Source organism: Hydrophilobacter chitinilyticus (assembly GCF_049860745.1).
In the GTDB taxonomy this organism is placed as follows: domain Bacteria; phylum Pseudomonadota; class Gammaproteobacteria; order Burkholderiales; family Burkholderiaceae_C; genus Rhodoferax_B.
On the sequence record NZ_CP187561.1, the window covers coordinates 5,925,282 to 5,945,617 of the forward strand.

The window sequence follows — 20,336 nt, forward strand, 5'->3', positions numbered from 1 at the left end:
CCCAGCTAGAGGGGGATTCTATCGATTCAACCCCGTGATTCGGCCTTTGCCATACCGGGCCCTGTTCAAACCAGCACCGCAACCTACAATCTGGGCTATGACTTTTTCCACCATTTCGGCCTTGTCGCCACTGGACGGCCGCTACGCCGCCAAACTCGCCCCCCTGCGCCCGCTCATGAGTGAGCTGGGTTACATGCAACGCCGCGTCCAGGTCGAAGTGGCCTGGTTCATCTCGCTGAGCGACGCCGGTTTTGCCGAATTCAAGCCGCTGAGCCCCGGCGCCCGCACCTATTTGCTGGGCCTGGTGAAGAACTTCAGCGAAGCCGATGGCCGCGCCATCAAAGAAATCGAAAAGACCACCAACCACGACGTCAAGGCCGTGGAGTACTGGATCAAATCCAAGTTTGAAGCCCGTCCAGAACTGCAAAGCGCGGCCGAGTTCGTGCACTTTGCCTGCACCAGCGAAGACATCAACAACACCAGCCATGCACTGCAAATCAAAGGTGCGCGCGAACAAGTGCTGCTGCCCGCCATTGATGGCCTGATCACCAAGCTGCGCGAAATGGCCCACGCATACGCCGCTGTGCCCATGCTCAGCCGCACCCACGGCCAAACCGCCAGCCCGACCACCGTGGGCAAAGAAATCGCCAACGTCGTGGTGCGCCTGGTCAAGGCACGCGAGCAAATCGCCGCCGTGAAGCTGATGGGCAAAATGAACGGCGCTGTGGGCAACTACAACGCGCACTTGTCCGCCTGGCCTGACTTCGACTGGGAAGCCTTCAGCCGCAAGGTCATTGAAACCCCCGAGCCGCTGGGCCTGGGCCTGACCTTCCAGCCCTACAGCATCCAGATCGAGCCGCACGACTACATGGCCGAGCTGTTTGACGCCGTGGCGCGCACCAACACCATCCTGATCGACTGGGCGCGCGACGTCTGGGGCTATGTGAGCCTGGGCTACTTCAAGCAGCGCTTGAAAGCCGGCGAAATCGGCTCCAGCACCATGCCGCACAAGGTCAACCCCATCGACTTTGAAAACGCCGAAGGCAACCTGGGCCTGGCCAACGCCTTGCTGAAACACCTGAGCGAAAAGCTGCCCATCAGCCGCTGGCAGCGCGACCTGACCGACAGCACCGTGCTGCGCAACATGGGAGTGGCGGTGGGTTATGCCTCGCTGGCCTACGCCTCGCTGATGACCGGCCTGAACAAGCTCGAACTCAACGAAGAAGCCCTGGCCGACGACTTGAACGCCTCGTGGGAAGTGTTGGCTGAGCCAATTCAAACGGTGATGCGCCGCTTTGGCGTGCAAGGCGCTTACGAGCAGCTAAAGGACGTGACACGTGGCAAAACCGTGACCGCCGAAGCCTTGCACGGCCTCATCCGCTCGCTGGCGATTCCTGAAGAAGAAAAAACCCGTTTGCTGGCGATGACGCCTGCGAGCTACATCGGCATTGCGGCCGAGTTGGCCCGCCGCGCTTGAATCGCGACCTAAATCGTTAAGCCGGGCATTGCCCATCTTGCAACACCGCGCCTGGCGCGGTGTTGCGCTTTCTACCTTCTACAAGATTGTTCTGCCCCACATGGCCATCAAGTCCACCATCTTCAAGGCGAACCTGCAAATCGCCGACATCGACCATAACTACTACGCCGAACACGCGCTGACCTTGGCCCGCCACCCGAGCGAGACCGACGAACGCATGATGATCCGCTTGTTGGGCTTGGCGTTGAACGCACACAAACTGCAAACCGTGTGCAACGGCGACGCCACGCTGGGCTTTGGCGCTGGCCTGTCCGACCCGGACGAGCCCGATGTGTGGATCCGTGACTACACCGGCCAAACACGCTGCTGGATCGAAGCCGGCCAACCCGAAGACAAGCCACTCTCCAAGGCGTGCAACAAAGCAGACGAAGTGCTGCTGTACACCTTCGCCTATTCGGCCGAAGTGTGGTGGAAGGGCATTGAGAGCAAGCTCACACGGCTCGACAAGCTGCAGGTATGGCGCGTGCCCACCGAGGCTTCTCAAGCCCTGGCAGCCCTGGCTGAACGCAGCATGCAGCTACAGGCCACGGTGCAAGAGGGTGCGCTGATGCTGAGCAGTAGCTCGGACACCGTGCACATTGAGTGTGTGCGCTGGAAATAATCCAGCGCGCACGTGGAACGCGGGTTAGCGTTCCAGCACGGCGTCAATCACGATGCCCAGCACCGAGTAGATCAAGGAGCCGATCAACGCGGCCGTGAAGCTGGCCACGTGGAAACCGTTGAGCAGGCCAGATGCGCTCCAGAACATCAACGCGTTGATCACGAACAGGAACAAGCCCAGCGTGATCAAGGTGACCGGCAGCGTCAGGATGACCAGCACCGGGCGCACGATGGTGTTGAGCAAGCCCAACACCAAGGCGGCAATCAGCGCGGAGGTGAAACTGGCCACCACCACGCCGCTGTACAGGTAGGCCACAACCATCAAGGCCACGGCGCTCAAAATCCATTTGAGTAGAAGTTTCATGCCGCCAGCATAACCGGGCGTCGGCCGGAAATGTGTAGGCGCGGAACTGAGAACAAGCGCCCGCGAAGGAACGGCAAGGCGCGCCTACCGGGTGCTTATTCGGCGATGCCGCCGAGCAGCAACCCCAGGCCAAACAAGCTGGCTACCAAAGAGAACAAACGCGTGACAGGCATCCCGGCCACCGCTGGCAGCGGGGCCAAGACGGGCTGTACCGCCAAACCTTGTCCCTTGGGCCGGCGCAAGTCGAGTACTTGCGCCTTGCCGTAGGTTTGCATCAAGGTGTCGGTGAATTCAGGCAAAGGACCTTCGGCCAGCACCGTTGTGAAACCGTGGCCGCGCGCCTGCAACCAGCCGCCAACCTCTTCGAACAACTTGGTCGACCAGCGCGTGCGCCAATGCTCCCGCATGCGGTGGCTGCCCCACTTGCTGGGGCGCTGGGCCATACGGGGAGCACATCCCACCAAGATGCAGTGGGTGCCTGCCACCAGTGCAGGCACCGTTTGCCACACTGTCTGCAGGTGGGCCGCATCGTCAACCAATGCGATCACGACGGGCTCTTTGGAGCGATCAGCCAGTGCGGGGATATAGGTCATCTTAGGAACCAACGCTTTCAGTAATAGCAGTTGCCTTGGCACGACGTTGCGCCCAAGCCCCTGCGGCCAACACACCGCCCACAGCCACGACATACACACCCCAGCGGGCGGCAGTGCCCATCGCAGCATCAGGACCAAACACCGAGACCAGCAGTGGCTCACTCACCACCATCTTAGCGGCGGTAAAGGCCAACACAGCAGACCCCAACTGGATGATGACGGGGAACCGCTCCACCAGCTTCAGCACCACGGTGCTACCGAACACCACGATTGGTACGCTGATCAACAGACCAATCACCACCAGATCCATCGCGCCATGTGCGGCACCGGCCACGCCCAGCACGTTGTCCACGCCCATCAGCGCATCAGCGATGACGATGGTTTTCATGGCGCCCCAGAAGGTGCTGGCCACGGGACCTTGATGCTCGTCGCTGGACTGATCGGCCAGCAGTTTGTAGGCGATCCAGACCAAGCCCAGACCACCAACCAACATCAGGCCGGGCACCTTCAGCAGCCAGACCACACCGACAGTCATGATGGAGCGCACGGCGATGGCGCCCACGGTGCCCCAGAGGACGGCTTTGCGTTGCAGGTGCGGGGGCAAGTTACGAGCGGCCAGTGCGATGACGATGGCGTTGTCGCCAGCGAGCACGAGGTCGATCAAGATGATGGCCAACAAGGCAGACCACCAGGGGGCCGAAAGAAATTCCATGAAAACTCCGAAAAGTGCGTCGATTGCAATCAAAACAATCTGGTGCCCAGGAGCCAGGGCGCCGGTGTTTGCAAACCGACGGCCTCCGACCCCACCTGCCCCAGGTGTAAGTCGAAGGTCTTGCCCAGCAAACGCGGTTAGCGTCTGCCTGATCCACCGGAAGTCTTTCAGCAGGCCTGTGGGCGTTGCGTTGGACTACGTATTGACGGCGGATCAATGCTGGCCAGCCTGCGGTCAGCAGGTGAGGCCTTAAGCGGGAGCTACTCCCCTTCAGCACCGAATTACACCATTGCCATGGGGGTTTCTGCAAACGCGTCACGTGCAAGTCAGCTAAAGCTGCGGCTCTGCACTGGCGCCACAGCACCACTTGGGCTTTAAGCTTTTTAGCACCCTGGCATATAGGCCAAATGCACAAACAGCTCCTTTTTTGATAGCAATATTCAAGTGTAAAAACACGCCCCAAATCCACCTATTCCATGAGGGATTAAGTCGCTGTTTTTCGCGCCGCGCTCTGACAAGAAGGGCCGGTGTTCGGCGCTATCATCAGTGCCCTTCCGCTGTATTGTTCCCATGGCCGGCATCCACATCACCGACATCGAAGCCGCCATCAACCACTGGCGCGAACGTAAACCCTCACCCGACGGCGTGACGCTATGCGCCGAGCTACGCGCGCTGGCAGAGGTGTACGCGCTGATGGTCTACTACCACCACGACGAGGCCGATGAAGCCAGCATGCCGGCTGCCGCGCACGCCGCCTGGCTCGACTGGTACCACAGCACGCCCGACACCCCCTGCATCGCCATCTGCTCCACCAGCCAGGGCGATGCCATGTGCAAAGGCTGCGGCCGTTCGTTTGAAGAAGTGCAGCATTGGCTGGGCATGACACCAGCCGAGAAGCGCGGCACTTGGCGGCGCATCACGTTACAGGGCACTGCCTGGCGCTTCAATAAATACGCCGAGCGCGCGGCCGAGGGGCCGGCCCCGGCACCTGCTGTCGCCACCTCGGCAAGCGACGAGACGGCAGCCCAAGCTGCCGATAGCTCGGGCCGTTGAGTCTGCCGTCAGGTGCCTGCGGCTACTGCATTTCCTTCTCGTCCTTGGCTTGCTCTTTGAGCTTGGCCAAAACTTCGCGGGTACGCGCGTCGATGATCGACGCCTCGATGTGGTCCACCGGCCCACTGCCCGGTGGCGGCTGGCGCACAAAGTCTTGCGCGGCCTTGAAGCGGTCTACGGCGCCTGCATAGTCGAGCCGTGCCACTTGTACTTCAGCCTCCGCACGCAACGCACGTAAGGTTTGGCCTTGCGCGTCGTAAGCGTTGGCCAGCAGTTGCCACGCCGCCGCATCGCGCGGACGGGTCGACACCCAAGGCTGTAGACGCGCAATGGCCTCGCGCGCCTGACCTGTGCGGATGCGTAGTTGCGAACCCATGATCAATTCTGGGCGGCCAGGTGCGTTGGCGTCGACCAAGGCGGCAGCGGCTTTCACATCACCTGCGGCCCATTCAATTTCAGCCAACAGCAACTTGGCGATGCGGTGCGGTTTGAGTTGTGCGACGCTGAGGGAAATGAGCACGTTCGCCAAGCGGCGCGCGGTGTCAAACTCACGCAACTGCAGCGCGCCCAGTGCGGCGGAATACAGCACACCCGTGCTGGCGTAGTTCAGCTCTTTTTCCTTGGCAGCGACACTATTTCCGTCGGCAATCCATTGACGCAGGGCATCTGGGCCGGGGCGCGACAACACGCGTGCCCGCGCAGCCACCATGGCTTGGTAAAAATCTGGCAGCTTGGGCGGCGAGTTGCGGGGCGTATCCATCATCTGGCGCGACTGCATGTCGGAGATACGCTCTGTGGTCAACGGGTGGCTGCGCAGGTAGGGGAACGATCCGTTGTCGTTGAGTCGCGAGGCTTGCTGCAGCTTCTCGAACATGGTGACGAAAGCCTTGGGGTCGAAGCCGGCTTGGGTCATCACGCCAAAGCCCACGCGGTCGGCCTCGCGCTCCATGTCGCGCGAAAAATTCAGTTGGGTTTGCACCGCCACGGCTTGGCCACCGACGATGAGCGCATTGCCCGCGTCCGGGCTTTTGCCCAGCACCAGCGCCCCCAGCACCATGGCTGCCAACATCATCGGCGCTGCGCGGCTTTGCTGCGTCATCAGCCGCGAGATGTGGCGCTGCGTGACGTGACTCAACTCGTGCGCCAGCACCGAGGCCAGTTCATCTGAATTCGAGACCAGGCCGATCAAGCCCAGATATACCCCGAGGTAACCGCCGGGCAGGGCGAAGGCGTTGATCTCGCGGTCGCGGCCAATCATGATCTCCCAGGCAAAGCGCTGGTCCAGCTCCTCGCTCAACTCGCCGCGTGCACGCGCGGCATCCAACAGCGGTTGCCACAGGCTCTGGATGTATTCGCTGAGCACCGCGTCATCCAGGTAGGTGGGGTCGCGGTAGATCTGGCGTGCAATGGCTTCACCAATGCGCCGCTCGGCGCCGCTGGCCAGCTCGCTGCTGTCGCCTAGGGTCGGCAATTGCAGATTGCTTTGAGCCCAGCTTGGTACCACACCGAAAGAGATATTTGCTACCAATAAAGTAGCTAGCACCGCTTTCTGTAAAAGCGTCACTGGCTTTTTTGATGCTGTTTTTTTCAAGTTTTATCCATTTACCGACAATGGCAACGATGAACCACAAGCCTACCTGCATTGGTGAGTAAAACCGCCTCGCAGTTCCACGGCTTTTCAAGCCGCAACATTCTCATCATGCCGACCGAGTTTGCCCAGGAGCCGAGCGGCTGGACGTATGATTCCCGACTCTCTAAAAACGTGTGCACCTCATGACAACGCTGACGCATTTTGACGCCCAAGGGCAAGCTCACATGGTGGATGTTGCCGCCAAGGCCCATACCCACCGCGTGGCCACCGCCGAAGGCCGCATCGAAATGCTGGCGTCCACGCTGGCGCTGATCGAAAGCGGTAGCGCCAAGAAGGGCGACGTGCTGGGCATTGCGCGCATCGCCGGCATTCAGGGCGCCAAAAAAACCAGCGACCTCATTCCACTGTGCCACCCGTTGGCCATCACACGTGTGGCCGTCGCCTTCAACTTATCCGCAGCCGGGGAAACGCCAGCGGTAACCTGCACCGCCACCGTGGAAACCGTGGGGCCGACCGGCGTTGAAATGGAAGCCCTGACGGCCGTGCAGGTGGCCCTGCTGACTATCTACGATATGTGCAAAGCCGCAGACCGAGGCATGACCATGACCGGCGTGCGCGTCACCGAGAAGCACGGCGGCAAATCGGGCAGCTTTGTGGCAGACGCGAAGTAAAATCTAAAGCGGCAGCTTGTGCCGCGCCGCCCACTCGGCATGTTCTTTGGGAAACGCTGCGTGGAACTGTGCCAGACGGATACGCACTTCATCCCAACGCTTGAGCTGCACGGCACTCTCGATCAAGATTTCCACCACGCGTGGCTCGGGTGAGAAGTGCAGCAGCTCGGTGGCCAAGGCGTATTGATGCTCGGCGTTCTGCGGCGTGAGCGTGGTGGTGGTCAACTCGGCAAACCGCACCTGGTCGCGGAACAACCATGAGGCGCCGGCTTTGGTTAGTGTGTCGTCACGGTAGGCCGCCGCGCGCTGCTCAGGGGGCAAGTAAATTTGGCTGATGCGGTGGTAATCCCACGCCACGTAGCCGCATACTGCTATCAGTACTGCAGCTGTCACCGCTTGTACTGCTTGCCTGACATGCTCTTTTGGCTTGGGTTTTTCTTCACGCAGTCCATCACTTGGCTGCCGCCGTTTTTGCCATAGCAACAATACGCTCAAACCCGCCGCCATTTGAAACGGGCCGTACCACAGCGGGTACTCCAGCATGCTGTGCAAACCGATCAACGCCAGCACCAGCCAAGCTATTTGACGCGTAGCGTCTGTCTCAGCCCACGGCCGCGCGCGCCAAGTCAACCAAGCCAAACCCCCGCACACCAACACGGCCACTGGTACACCCAACTCCACAGCCAAGTGCAGCGGCAGGTTATGCGCGTTGTCCAAAATATCGCAAAACCGCGCGCCGGGGTACGGGGTGGAAAAATGGGCGAAGTCGAGTTCGCCCCAACCCCAGCCAGTCCATGGCCGCTGCTCAATCAAGTACAGCACATTGCGCCACAAGGTCATGCGGCTGGCGCACAAAGAGTCCCCGGCCTTGAGTCTCGCCCATGCGCCGTTGGAGAACGGCTCCAGGCCGATGGACCAGGGCAGGCCCCACAGGGCCAGGACATACACTGCGGCATAGACCCCCAATACCTGACGCACGGCAGGTATCCGCCAGCGTCCCCACATCAGCACAAAGCCGGCCAGCATCACCACCTGCACCAAGCCTGTACGCGACGAAGAGGCCGCATTGCCTAGTGCCAGTACGCCTGCTAGGAGCAACCACACATTCTGCAGGTTTGCCTGCGTCTTGAATGGCTTGGGCTGCGCCGTCCACCACAACAGCGCGGCCAAGCCAATGTTGGTTAGTGTGGCGAATTGATTGCGTTGTCGCAGGTTGGCGAAGGCTTCACCGGTCGGCGTAAAGTTGACCCACGGCGCGAACGCCGCTGCCGTACCGTAGTACTGCGCCAACCCGAACAAACAACTCAAACCCGCCGCCGCCAGCCAAGCGCCGGCCACCGTCTGCGGCCAAAAATTCACCCCCTTAGGGTCAGACAAAAAAACACGCCAAAAACAAACTCCAGCACAGGCTGCCAGCGCCACCAGCCACGGCACCACAGCCGGGGACGGACCGTAAGTAAAGGGGTTGAGCCAGGGTAGAAAAAGGCATACCGCCACGCCTATTCGACTTGTTTGATGGCCCATCCTCAGAGTATTCCTCAATTTTTGGTGCGAGTTATTTGTCTTGCGTCCAGCGAACCGCCTGCAACAGCGGCTGCGCTGCAGCATCTCTGATCCAAACCCGCTGGATTAACGCGCATTCGTCTGGGCTGGATATTTTGCAAACCGTTTCCAGCCATTCGAGTGCTTGCAAGGGCTGATGATTCAACGCCAGTGCTTTGGCCATTTTGTAGGAGCGCCCCCCCATTGGGTACGCGGTTGCCACCTTGGCCATGTCCTCGAGTGCTTGTGCGCTCATACCTTCCTTGGGGTCATCGCGCATGAAAGAAATGGTTTCACGCAGTTGGGTTAATAACAAGACCTCAGGCGGCTCCCCTATTGGCAACGTTCCAATACGCGCGGCCTCGTATTCATACGCGCGATAACTCGATTCAATCCGAAAGTAATCGCGGATCACGGCGCTCACCAAAAAGGACGCTACGATCCAAAGCACAAACAGACTCCAGCGTGGGGTCATCCAAACCTGGCCGCCATGACGGCTGTTCAAGATGCCCACCATCGCGCCAGCAGGTAGCAAAAAATAGGCATACGCCAATGGGAACTCCAGCAAGGCATGAATGCCAACAGCACCCAAGCACATCACCAAAACAGCGTCTTTGGCATTGCCAACTTTGCTAACTTGAAGAACGAACCACACCGACAACGCGGCCGAAACACACAAGCCCAAGGGGATGCCCAGCCACAGCACTAGATCTAGAAACAGGTTGTGCGCATAACCAAAGGTGGGATAAAGCGGGGGAAAGTGTTTCGCCACTTCAAGTTGCGCACGCCCGATGGTGGCCCAGCCATAACCCAGCCACGGATGTTCCCACGCGGCGGCTGCGAACAAGCGCCAGGCTACAAAGCGCAGGTCACCTTGCGGGCCTTGGCGAAAATAGTCGCCCTCTACGCCCAACGCCAACAGCTCCCGCACAGTGTGCAACAGCGGGTGGATCACCCAGAAAAACACAAACAACCCTGTCATCGCCCAAGGCACGGCCGGAGTTCGCCACAAACGCCGCCACCACCAGCTACAAGCCAGCACAAATGTCAGTCCAAGCCAGGCCGTTCGGGATTGGGTCAGCGCGATACCCACCAACAAAAATCCTGCCATTAATACCGCAACGCACGCCCCGATGCGCCGAGTATGAAAAGCCCACGCGCCGGCCAATAGACCCCAAATCAGCAAAGTGCCGAGCTGGTTGGGTTGACCAAGGTTGGCATACGGCCGCGTACCACTCAGCCCCATGGACCAAATGTCAAACATGCCAGTTTCAATCAGCCCCAGCCACGTTTGGAGCTGAAGGTTCACAGACACTATCGACGCGATACCGATGGCAAAAAACAGGGCGTCGCCCAGTTGGTCTGGCTTCGCGCGCTCCCAACGCTGGCCGATCAACAGTACAAGCAAAAGTCCCAACAAATAGGTCAACGCGATCCACATCTGCCCCGCAAAAAATAGGCGTCCAGTCAGATACTGCGCAAGAGGTATGACCAGTGCCACCGCCACCAGCAAAGCATTGTTGTGCCATACCAAGGGCCCCGGAACCCGAATCGCCACGGTAGCCGCGCCGACTAAAAAAGTCAGTGCACACCACGCGTCCGTATGAAATGCCGTCCATGGCATGTAGTGGTTCGGCAAGAGCCAAGTGCAGGAAAGCACCAGCCCCCAAATTACCAACCAAAACGGCGTCATAGGTGCGCCGGCAGCTTGGGTCTTCTCGTGGGAGGTGGTAGCTACTGAAGCATCAAGCAAATGAGCTATCGACATGTTTCCGAATAGACGTTGGGGGGTTAACTATGCGCGCCACAAATCAGATGGCCGCTCCCTATGGAATCCACCAAAGCAAAGAGGCCCATTAAGGGCCTCTTTGAATAACAGACAAAAACAATTAAGGCTTGCAGCTTGCAGGCAAGTACTTGACGTCCATCGTTCCCGGAGCACAGACCCAAGCGACTTGTCCCGTGGAGCCCAACGTACCGGTCAACGTCACTGTTTTTCCGCTGATCTTTGACTCTTTGGCAGAAGCAGTAACGGTCACGACACCCACAGACGCGGAAGTACGGCCATACGTTACGCTGCTCACATAGGTGGACGACTGCGTGTCAACAGAGCTAGTGTCCGAAGGCATTTGCCCATTAACCTGTGCGTATTCAGACAGCGAGGTCTTGGCAGAAGATGCCGCCAGAATAACTTCGGACACCTTCGCACGCACCGTGTAGTCTTGGTACGCAGGCAAAGCCACAGCGGCCAAGATGCCGATGATCGCCACAACGATCATCAATTCGATGAGGGTAAAACCTTTTTGCAGGGAACGCTTCATAGCCGGAGCTCCTAGTTAATTGAATCAGACCCCGTATGTACAGCATTTGGCGTGCCAGGGCGAAAAGTGTCTAGATTGCAGCGTTCATGACCATTCAATGCAGGCATAGTGCCAATTTTTGGCCAATTCGAATCATTGAGTGACATTTTTGTCACCCAATAGAGCTGAAGTAGCAAGCGCACTGTCAAATATCGAACAGTTGCCCCGCCTGCAACCAACGAATGTCATGTGGGCTCAGTTGCCCGGCTGACGGAGCCACCTCAAAGGCTGCAATTTCAGCCATGATCAAATCCGTCTCTGACGGTTTGGTGTGGGTGATGTAGATAGGTGTTCTACGGCTCGCATCCATGCACGCCAACTCTTGCGCCAGAGCTTGCGGCGACAGATGCAGGCTGATTTTGGCCAGGTCTTTTTCGCGATTGCTGAATGCGGTCTCAATGACGAGCATGGCCACGTCCAGTTGGTTAAAACGTGTCCAGAAGGCAGCGTTGCGCTCCGTGTCACCGGTGAATACCCAGCAAGGGCCGCCCGCCGAGGCGGCATATCCCACGGCAGGCACAGTGTGAACGGCTGGCAAGGCTTCGATCGTTTTGCCGCACAAGTTCAAGGTTTCACCGCAGGTGATTTCTTGAAAACGAATAAACGGCGCAGTCGCCGTGGGGATCACACTGAAATCGGGCCAGATGACGTTATTGAAGATGTGCTGCTTGAGCGCACTGATGGTGCCTTCAAGGGCGTAAATCGTGATGGGCTGGGTGCGACGGGCGGCAATGGCGTCCACCATCAAAGGCAGCGCCGCCACGTGGTCGAGATGTGAGTGCGTGAGAAAGACATGGTCGATACCGGCCATCTCATCGAGCGTGAGGTCTCCGACGCCCGTGCCCGCATCAATCAAAATCTGTTCATCGAGGAGGAACGAGGTCGTTCGGCAGCCTTTGGCAATGGCGCCGGAACACCCTAACACGCGCACTTGCATGAGCGCCCCTTATTTGGTTTCGAAACTCGTTGCCCCATCCCAAAATGGGTCGAAAGGCTTTAGCCGCATAGAGGCTACACGCTCCGCATAGAGTTGGTAAAGGTATTTTGTTGGGTTTTGCGCGCGCAAAGTTAGTAATTGCGCGTCGCATGCCATCCAGTCCTGTCGGCGGTATGCGTTCAAAAATGCATTCCAACTGGTCAACTCCGTGGCATGGCGCGCGGTGAGTTGGTCCACTTTCGCCAGCACGCTAAAGATGTCGACCGCTACCTCTTTGCCTTTGACGCGCACCCGGTCCAGCTCTTGCCATACAAACTGGTTGGCTTGTTGGCGGGTACCTTCACCAACCACCAAATCTACACCGTACACGCTCGACAACCCCTGCAACCGCGCTGCCAAGTTGACCGCGTCACCAATGACCGTGTAGCTACGGCGAATGTCGGATCCCATATCGCCGACAAACATATGCCCCGTGTTCAAGCCGATGCCCACACTGATGGTCGCCGCATCAGAATAGTTTTGGGTGGTGTTCCATGCTTGCACAACTTGGATCATGTCCAGAGATGCGGCCACGGCAAGGTTGGCGTGGTTAGCCAAGGGCACGGGTGCACCCCAAAAGGCCATGACACAGTCACCCATGTATTTGTCGATAGTGCCGTCATGTGCACGTATTTTGCGACTCAGGCGCGTAAAGATGTCGTTCAGCAAAGTCTGCAGTTGCAGCGGCGCCAAGCGTTCCGATAACTTGGTGAAACCCCGCATGTCGCAAAACATCACCGTCAGTTCATGGTGCGCAGCTTGCATTCGATACTGCTCGGGCTCACCCACCATATCGCCCACCAATTCAGGCGGCACATAGGTTCCAAACAAGGTTGCCAAATTGTGTCGTGAGCGGCTTTCAAAAAAGTAGCCGTAACTCATGCTCAAAGCGAAGGCCACCAACACCATGGCCACATTCGCCGCCAGTGGCAGTACAAGGCCGTGCTCAACATACAGCCAGAAATTGATGCCCACGATCAAACCCAGCACAGCCAAACACAAAACCATCGCTTGGCTGGGCCGCAAACGGGGTAGACATACCAGCAGAATCAAGCCAGACACCAGCATCATCACGACTTCATAGCCCACAGCATAGTCTGGCGTAACGGCGACATGCTTATCGAGCAAACCCGACAGTAAGTTGGCGTGCAATTCAACCCCGGGATAGGTTTCACCAAGCGGCGTGACGCGTAAATCCAGCAACCCAGGAGCCGTGGTGCCAATGAAGACCACTTTGCCCGCAAGCTCACCAGGCAACAACTTTTTGCCCACCACATCGGCAGCGGAGACGTAGCGAAAAGAGCCTCCATTCGCCGAGCCTTTGCCGCGAAAAGGCACTAGAGCGGCACCTTCGGCGTCCACCGGAATGGCAACCGTTCGGTTTGGGCCGCTCACCCGCACATTCTCTAGCCGCCCAAAACTCGGAGACAAAGGGCTAGCCGGCGCCAAACCAAGAGAGACATCCGTGGCGTCAATCAACTGCCGATACATCGCCAGGGCCAACGATTCGTAATACTGTCCATCATGCAACGCCACCAGTGGCAATGAACGAATGAGACCATCTCGGTCGGTCACAGAATTGAAGAAACCCGCCAGCGGTGCTGCTTGAGCGATTTCGGGGATATTGGAGCCGAAGCCAGACCAAGCAGGCAGCCCAAGGGCTGGGCCGCTGGTAAGCGACGAGCCGTTGATGACTGGCTTGGGTAACACGCCCGCCCTGCGCGATTCATGGTTGCCGGTGAAATAGTAACCCAGAACAACAGGCTTATCTTTGATGGCGCGGGCCAACAGCGCGTCGTAATCGAGGGATGGCTTCAAGCGCCGTAGGGCTTCAGTGAACTCGGGTTGGTCGCGCAATTCTTGCTTGGCCAAGCGCTGAAGTTGCAGGAGCCCGGAGCGTTCGTCGGGCCCTAAAAAGACCATGTCAAATCCGGCAAGGGCAATTTTCTGCTTGTCGAACAGCTCGGTCATCAGGTCTGCCAAAACCTTGCGACTCCAAGGCCAGCCAAAGGTGGCCAAGCTTTTGTCATCAAAATCGACAATGACAATCCTGTCATCCATGACGTTGGGCACGGTCGCCCTAAGTCTGGCGTCGTAGATGTTGTCGTCGATTTGCTGCAGAAAACCAATGTGTATCGAACCGACCGCGTACAGCAGGCCCAACACAAGAGGCAACAGAGTGGTCGCAAAACGCGGCCAGCGCTTCAGCCACGCCATGACGGCGCTACGCTTGGCGGTGACCATCACTTACACACTACACGCGCAGGCAGCTTAAGCCTGGATGAACTGCATCTGCGTTCCTGCAAGCTGAAGAACGTCCCCATTTTTAAGTCCAACGGGGGTGGCACCGATTGCAGCGCCGTTTACCGTCGGCTGCTCAGCCCCTTCAACATGTACAACCACATAGCCGTGAGGCCGTCTGGTAATGGCTGCCACCGCCACGCCCGGCTTGCCAATGGTGGTGACAACCTTAGTCAACGTGACCTCGCGTCCAGCAGCAGCACCAGACAGCACCTTGATAGCGCCATTGACGGGCAAGCCACCAGCGTCAGCACCCGCGCCCAGCGGCATGGGAGCGGAATGGTCACTGGCGCGTCGACCAAAAGGTGGCGCACCCGGCGCCAATTGGCCAAGCCCCGATATGTGTGAATAACCGGAGGTTGGTTTTTCGGGCGCGGCCTCGGCACCCTCGTGCAAGAACTTGATCTTGTATTTGCCGATTTCGAGAAGGTCGTTGTGATGCAGCAACTGCTTGCGTGCAGCTTTGCCGTTGATATAGGAGCCGTTAGTGCTGTTCAAGTCTTCAAGATAGACGTCTTGACCCACCATCAAAAGCACAGCGTGTTCGCCACTGACCGCCAAATTGTCAACTACAACGTCGTTGTATGGCCGACGGCCAACCGTCGTGCGGTCCTTGGTCAACTGCACTTCTTTGATTACAACGCCGTCGATCGACACGATCAGTTTCGGCATGGTCGGCTCCTAAGTCCATCCATCAGCTTGGTTCCAAGTAAAACTAGTTCCCGATTAACCGGGCCATCAGTCCACGCTTCTTGTGGTCAGAAACCGCGTGCACCAACAACACCGTAATATTATCGCGCCCACCGTGGGCATTGGCGGCGTTTATCAACTGTTTGGCTTTTTGCTCCAACGAAGCCTCTGTTTCCAGAATCTTGGCAATGGGCAAGTCTGGCACCATATCGGTCAAGCCATCGGAGCAAAAAAGGTAGAGATCACCGGCTTCTACGCGGTGTTCGTGCATTTCAAGCTGAACTTCGTCGTCGATACCCAAGGCACGGGTGACCAGATTGCGGTTGGAAGATACGGCAGCTTGCTCGGGCGTGATGAGCCCTGCGTCGATCTGCTCTTGCAGAAAAGAATGGTCTTTGCTGATTTGCGTCAGTTTTCTGTCACGCAACCGATAGCAACGCGAATCGCCAATGTGCCCGACAACCACCTGCCCGGGCAGGAACACGCCCATGACCAGTGTGGTACCCATGCCTGCATATTGGGTGTTGGCATTGGATGCATGGAAAACGGCAGCATTCGCCAGTGCCACGGATTCACTCACCGCCTGACGGACCGCATTGACGGTAGCGGTCTCTCCGTGCTCAGCCATCCACCGGCAAAGATCAGCCTTGATCGACTGGATCGTCATATCGCTGGCAACTTCGCCCGCGTTATATCCTCCCATGCCATCGGCCAGCACCGCCACGCCGCAGGCTTCGTCGTACGCAACAGCGTCTTCATTGTTTTCACGCAAAAGCCCCGGATGGGTTTGCGAGTTGAACTCATACATCATATGTCTGCACCACGCCTTCATCGGCCTGGCACGAGCCTCCGTCATCACCTACGCTGCACCGCCGCACAATGCCGAACGACCACCGGAGGGCGCAGCAGAAGCGCCCTCAGCTAAATATCATTCAGCGGAACCTCGAATGCACGCAACAAAGATAGGCGAAACTGAACTCAGGTGCGGTGTACCCGGTACGTTAACAACAAAAATGACACCGTTGAGCCAACAAATATAGGCACATACGGCGTCATGTCCACAGAGGTTGTCACCCGGTACTGCAGCCCATGCATCAGTGGGAGCCAGTCCTTGAAACACCACCTCCACACAACTTTTGTGTGCAGGTCAGTGCAAAATGCATCGATCGAGTTACAAAGGTAACAGAGCACCGGGTCACCGACAAGTGTGTCGATAGGGCGCACGGAAATATTGCACGTTATCGAGAAAAACAGCCGCCTCAAGGGCGGCTGTTGTCTCTTCGTACCGACGCGAGGGCATTACTCGCGCCCCCGCAGTCAAGCTTCGGCAGGCTTGTTGCGTTGCATGTACTTACCGATCGCCAAGACCAGCAATGCACCGCCAATGCCCCAGACGTAGTGCCAGGTTTGCGATTGCGGCAGGTAGCCTGCCAGACCGGGGTCGGAATAGAACATCGTGCCGGCAATCCAGCCCAGGAGCATGCCCCCCACGGTGATGATGATGGGGAAGCGGTCCATCAGCTTCAACACCAATTGGCTGCCCCAAATGATGATGGGGATGCTCACCAGCAGACCGAAGATCACCAACGGCAATTGATGCTGACTACCAGCGCCTTGGGCCGCGCCAGCAATGGCGATCACGTTGTCCACGCTCATCACCAAGTCAGCGACGATCACCGTCTTGACGGCCGCCCACAGCTTGTCGCTACCTTGGATGTTGGAATGGTCATCGTCCTCCGGCACCAGCAGCTTTACGCCGATCCACATCAGCAACAAGGCGCCGACCACTTTCAGGAAAGGCACTTGCAAGAGCGTCAAGGCAAACGCGATCAAGATGACGCGCAAGATGATGGCACCTACGGTGCCCCACAAAATGCCTTTGGTGCGCAGGTTTTTAGGCAGTTGCCGGCAAGCCAAGGCAATCACCACAGCGTTGTCGCCGCCAAGCAAGATGTCGATCAGGATGATTTGTCCTACCGCCACCCAGAAATGAGCTGTCAGAAATTCTTCCACGGTCTACCCTCGTGTAAGGCGCAGGAAGCAACGTTGCCCGGCACCCGTTTGTTATTCTTAAATAAGAAAGCCGGATTCTCCCTCAGGAAATCCGGCTCTCTATTGTGGATTACCGCAACACCGTCGATCCGGCGGCGTGCGGTATCCATTTGACGCTTACTTACTTCAGCAAAGCCTTCAGCAGCTTGCCCATTTCAGATGGGTTACGCGTCACGGTGAAGCCGCATTCTTCCATCACAGCCAGCTTGGCATCCGCCGTGTCGGCGCCGCCAGAGATCAGCGCACCGGCGTGGCCCATGCGCTTGCCGGGAGGGGCGGTCACGCCAGCGATGAAGCCAACGATCGGCTTCTTCATGTTGGCCTTGCACCAGCGCGCTGCGTCAGCTTCGTCTGGACCGCCGATTTCACCGATCATGATGACGGCGTCGGTATCTGGATCGTCGTTGAAAGCTTGCATCACGTCGATGTGCTTCAAACCGTTGATCGGGTCGCCACCGATACCAACCGCCGAAGATTGGCCAATGCCCAGTTCGGTCAGTTGTGCCACCGCTTCATAGGTCAGCGTACCGGAGCGCGACACCACGCCGATACGGCCCTTCTTGTGGATGTGGCCGGGCATGATGCCGATCTTGATTTCGTCAGGCGTAATCAAGCCGGGGCAGTTAGGGCCCAGCAGCAAGGTCTTCTTGCCGCCAGCAGCTTCCTTGGCCTTCATGCGATTGCGCACTTCCAGCATGTCCTTGACTGGGATGCCTTCGGTGATGCAGATGGCCAGATCCAGATCGGCTTCAACTGCTTCCCAGATCGCGGCGGCAGCGCCTGCTGGCGGCACGTAGATCACGGAAACGGTAGCGCCGGTTTGACCAGCAGCTTCCTTGACGGAGGCGTAGATTGGGATGTTGAAGATCGACTCGCCGGCCTTCTTGGGGTTCACACCAGCGACGAAGGCGTTTTTGCCGTTCGCGTATTCCTGGCACTTTTCAGTGTGGAATTGACCGGTCTTGCCGGTAATGCCTTGGGTGATGACCTTGGTGTCTTTATTGATAAAGATCGACATGATGTTTCCTTAGCCTTTCACTGCGGCGACAACTTTTTGAGCCGCTTCAGCCATGCTGTCGGCGCTGATGATGGGCAGGCCGGATTCGGCCAGCATTTTCTTGCCCAGCTCTTCGTTCGTACCCTTCATGCGCACCACCAGTGGCACCGACAGGTTCACAGCCTTGCAAGCCGTGATCACGCCCGTGGCGATGGTGTCGCACTTCATGATGCCGCCGAAAATGTTGACCATGATGGCCTCGACCTTGTCGTTCTTCAGCATGATCTTGAAGGCTTCGGTCACCTTCTCGGGGGTGGCACCGCCGCCCACGTCGAGGAAGTTGGCTGGCTCTGCGCCGTACAGCTTGATGGTGTCCATGGTGGCCATGGCCAGACCGGCACCGTTCACCAGGCAGCCGATGTTGCCGTCCAGGCTGATGTAGGCCAGGTCGAACTTGGAGGCTTCCACTTCAGCAGCGTCTTCTTCGTCCAGATCGCGGTAGGCCACGATTTCGGGGTGACGGAACAGCGCGTTGGAGTCGAAGTTGAACTTCGCGTCCAGGGCCATCAGGTTGCCCTTGGAGTCGCAGTTCAGCGGATTGATTTCCACCAGCGATGCGTCGGTGTCCATGTAGCACTTGTAGAGCTTGGCGAAGATGTCAACAGCCTGGTCAACCGAGCCGCCGGTCAGGCCGATGGCCGCAGCGATCTTCTTGCTCTGCTCGGTCGTGATGCCGGTCAGTGGATCGATGTACTCGGTGATGATCTTCTCGGGCGTGGCGTGTGCCACTTCCTCGATGTCCATGCCGCCTTCGCTCGAAGCGATGAAGGCCACCTTCTGCGTCGCGCGGTCGGTCACCAGCGATACATACAACTCGTTCTTGATGTCGGCGCCGTCTTCGATGTACAGGCGACGCACCTTCTGGCCTTCGGGGCCAGTCTGGTGGGTCTTGAGCTGCATGCCGAGGATCTCGCCAGAGATGCGCTTGACGTCTTCAATCGTCTTGGCAACCTTCACGCCGCCGCCCTTGCCGCGGCCACCGGCGTGGATTTGCGCCTTTACCACCCAAACGGGGCCGCCGAGTTTTTGCGCCGCTTCAACAGCCTCTTGAACGGTGAATGCGGGAATGCCACGTGGCACCGGCACACCAAAATTGCGCAAGATTTCCTTGCCTTGGTATTCGTGAATCTTCATGAGGACTCTCTCAGGAATGGATGGGGTTTGCCCGGCTGGAAAAGCACAACTTTTCAGGGCAGGCACTCGTAAAAAACCCTTGAATGTATCATGCTGCAACGCACCAAACCAGGGTGCCGTTATTCTCTACCCTTCAGCGACCTTGTAGGACATTCCCATGCAGAAAGTTTTTATTGATGGCGAAGCGGGCACCACGGGCCTGCAAATTCGCGAACGCCTGCAGTTGCTGCCACAAATTGAAGTGGTGAGCATTGCACCAGAATTGCGCAAAGACCCGGCCGCCAAAAGCGCGCTGATGGGCCAGGTCGACCTGGTGGTGCTGTGCCTGCACGACGACGCGGCCCGCGAATCGGTTGCCATGATCGACGCGCTGCCAGGCAAAAAGCCCAAGATCATCGACGCTTCGACCGCCCACCGCACCGCACCGGGCTGGGTTTTTGGCTTTCCTGAATTGGCCGTAGGCCAGCGCGAAGCCGTGCAAAACGCGCAACGCGTGGGCAACCCCGGCTGCTACGCCACGGGCGCCATCGCTCTGATTCGCCCCTTGGTCGACGCCGGATTGATTGCCGCTGACACCCCGTTGTGCTTGCCTTCGGTGAGCGGCTACTCGGGTGGCGGCCGCAGCATGATCGAGGCCTACCACGCAGGTACGGCGCCGTTGTTTGAAATCTACGGCCTGAGTCTGTCGCACAAGCATTTACCCGAAATCATGGCCTACACAGGCATGCAACGCCGGCCGATCTTCGTACCATCGGTTGGTAACTTTGAGCAAGGCATGTTGGTTCAGTTACCGTTGCACCTCGACCTGTTGCCGGGCGCGCCCAAAGCAGCCGATTTGCACGATGCACTGGTGCGCCACTACGCCGGCAGCGAATGGGTCACGGTAGAGCCCGCCACCGACGGCAAGCTCGACGCTTTGGCGCTGAACAACACCAACAAGATGGAGTTGCGCGTTTTTGCCAATGAAACCTACCGCCATGCGGTGCTGATCGCACGCCTGGACAACCTGGGTAAGGGCGCCAGCGGCGCGGCTGTGCAGAACCTGAAATTGATGCTGGGCATCAACTAAGCCCGCCGCAGAATCGGCACCCAGCCGATCTGCC

19 protein-coding genes are annotated in these 20,336 nt (G+C 58.3%); 5 read left to right on the forward strand and 14 right to left on the reverse strand.

Features of this window, described 5'->3' with window-relative positions; translation table 11 throughout:
• Window positions 1–97: 97 nt before the first annotated feature.
• Both purB and ACPWMG_RS26550 read left to right on the forward strand, forming a co-directional pair.
• The gene (gene purB, locus ACPWMG_RS26545; RefSeq protein ID WP_483302463.1) at window positions 98–1,477 is read left to right on the forward strand and encodes an adenylosuccinate lyase; all 1,380 of its coding nucleotides are present in this window, start codon (window positions 98–100) and stop codon (window positions 1,475–1,477) included.
• Between the two features lie 100 nt (window positions 1,478–1,577).
• Complete coding sequence (locus ACPWMG_RS26550) at window positions 1,578–2,138, forward strand: YaeQ family protein (RefSeq protein WP_483302464.1); 561 nt, start codon at window positions 1,578–1,580, stop codon at window positions 2,136–2,138.
• 24 nt (window positions 2,139–2,162) lie between these two features.
• On the opposite strand, the gene ACPWMG_RS26555 is transcribed toward ACPWMG_RS26550, so the two are convergent.
• From ACPWMG_RS26555 to ACPWMG_RS26565, 3 genes are all read right to left on the reverse strand, one after another.
• Window positions 2,163–2,501: a phage holin family protein gene (locus ACPWMG_RS26555; RefSeq protein WP_483302465.1), complete on the reverse strand. Its 339-nt coding sequence runs from the start codon at window positions 2,499–2,501 to the stop codon at window positions 2,163–2,165.
• Between the two features lie 95 nt (window positions 2,502–2,596).
• Window positions 2,597–3,094: a hypothetical protein gene (locus ACPWMG_RS26560; RefSeq protein WP_483302466.1), complete on the reverse strand. Its 498-nt coding sequence runs from the start codon at window positions 3,092–3,094 to the stop codon at window positions 2,597–2,599.
• A gap of 1 nt (window position 3,095) precedes the next feature.
• A complete protein-coding gene (locus ACPWMG_RS26565) occupies window positions 3,096–3,806 on the reverse strand; it encodes a TerC family protein (protein ID WP_483302467.1) in 711 nt (236 codons plus the stop codon).
• Between the two features lie 570 nt (window positions 3,807–4,376).
• Here ACPWMG_RS26565 and ACPWMG_RS26570 point away from each other — a divergent pair.
• Window positions 4,377–4,859 carry a DUF3717 domain-containing protein gene (locus ACPWMG_RS26570; RefSeq protein WP_483302468.1) on the forward strand — a complete coding sequence of 161 codons (483 nt, stop codon included), beginning with the start codon at window positions 4,377–4,379 and terminating at the stop codon, window positions 4,857–4,859.
• A 22-nt stretch (window positions 4,860–4,881) separates the two neighbouring features.
• Here the strand turns inward: ACPWMG_RS26570 and ACPWMG_RS26575 are convergent, their stop codons facing one another.
• The gene (locus tag ACPWMG_RS26575) at window positions 4,882–6,423 is read right to left on the reverse strand and encodes a M48 family metalloprotease (RefSeq protein WP_483302469.1); all 1,542 of its coding nucleotides are present in this window, start codon (window positions 6,421–6,423) and stop codon (window positions 4,882–4,884) included.
• A gap of 209 nt (window positions 6,424–6,632) precedes the next feature.
• Between ACPWMG_RS26575 and moaC the strand changes: the two genes are divergently transcribed.
• The gene (gene moaC / locus ACPWMG_RS26580) at window positions 6,633–7,121 is read left to right on the forward strand and encodes a cyclic pyranopterin monophosphate synthase MoaC (RefSeq protein WP_483302470.1); all 489 of its coding nucleotides are present in this window, start codon (window positions 6,633–6,635) and stop codon (window positions 7,119–7,121) included.
• Window positions 7,122–7,124: 3 nt separating this feature from the next.
• Here the strand turns inward: moaC and ACPWMG_RS26585 are convergent, their stop codons facing one another.
• The 10 genes from ACPWMG_RS26585 to sucC all read right to left on the reverse strand — a co-directional run bounded on the left by ACPWMG_RS26585 (window position 7,125) and on the right by sucC (window position 19,233).
• Window positions 7,125–8,498, reverse strand: a complete 1,374-nt coding sequence (locus ACPWMG_RS26585) for a PglL family O-oligosaccharyltransferase (protein WP_483302471.1) — start codon at window positions 8,496–8,498, stop codon at window positions 7,125–7,127.
• 178 nt (window positions 8,499–8,676) lie between these two features.
• Window positions 8,677–10,431 (reverse strand): PglL family O-oligosaccharyltransferase, encoded by a 1,755-nt coding sequence (locus ACPWMG_RS26590; protein WP_483302472.1) that lies wholly within the window; start codon window positions 10,429–10,431, stop codon window positions 8,677–8,679.
• A 121-nt stretch (window positions 10,432–10,552) separates the two neighbouring features.
• Window positions 10,553–10,984, reverse strand: coding sequence for a pilin (locus ACPWMG_RS26595; protein ID WP_483302473.1), 432 nt, complete (start codon window positions 10,982–10,984; stop codon window positions 10,553–10,555).
• Window positions 10,985–11,168: 184 nt separating this feature from the next.
• Window positions 11,169–11,960, reverse strand: coding sequence for an MBL fold metallo-hydrolase (locus tag ACPWMG_RS26600; RefSeq protein ID WP_483302474.1), 792 nt, complete (start codon window positions 11,958–11,960; stop codon window positions 11,169–11,171).
• Window positions 11,961–11,969: 9 nt separating this feature from the next.
• A complete protein-coding gene (locus tag ACPWMG_RS26605; RefSeq protein ID WP_483302475.1) occupies window positions 11,970–14,243 on the reverse strand; it encodes a CHASE2 domain-containing protein in 2,274 nt (757 codons plus the stop codon).
• Window positions 14,244–14,270: 27 nt separating this feature from the next.
• Window positions 14,271–14,972: an FHA domain-containing protein gene (locus ACPWMG_RS26610; protein WP_483302476.1), complete on the reverse strand. Its 702-nt coding sequence runs from the start codon at window positions 14,970–14,972 to the stop codon at window positions 14,271–14,273.
• Window positions 14,973–15,015: 43 nt separating this feature from the next.
• Window positions 15,016–15,798: a Stp1/IreP family PP2C-type Ser/Thr phosphatase gene (locus tag ACPWMG_RS26615; protein WP_483302477.1), complete on the reverse strand. Its 783-nt coding sequence runs from the start codon at window positions 15,796–15,798 to the stop codon at window positions 15,016–15,018.
• A gap of 509 nt (window positions 15,799–16,307) precedes the next feature.
• Window positions 16,308–17,003 (reverse strand): TerC family protein, encoded by a 696-nt coding sequence (locus ACPWMG_RS26620; protein WP_483302478.1) that lies wholly within the window; start codon window positions 17,001–17,003, stop codon window positions 16,308–16,310.
• A 160-nt stretch (window positions 17,004–17,163) separates the two neighbouring features.
• Window positions 17,164–18,060: a succinate--CoA ligase subunit alpha gene (gene sucD, locus ACPWMG_RS26625; RefSeq protein WP_483302479.1), complete on the reverse strand. Its 897-nt coding sequence runs from the start codon at window positions 18,058–18,060 to the stop codon at window positions 17,164–17,166.
• Between the two features lie 9 nt (window positions 18,061–18,069).
• Entirely contained in the window at window positions 18,070–19,233 is a 1,164-nt protein-coding gene (gene sucC / locus ACPWMG_RS26630) for an ADP-forming succinate--CoA ligase subunit beta (RefSeq protein WP_483302480.1), read from the reverse strand.
• Between the two features lie 157 nt (window positions 19,234–19,390).
• Between sucC and argC the strand changes: the two genes are divergently transcribed.
• Complete coding sequence (gene argC / locus ACPWMG_RS26635; protein ID WP_483302481.1) at window positions 19,391–20,302, forward strand: N-acetyl-gamma-glutamyl-phosphate reductase; 912 nt, start codon at window positions 19,391–19,393, stop codon at window positions 20,300–20,302.
• Window positions 20,303–20,336 lie beyond the last annotated feature (34 nt).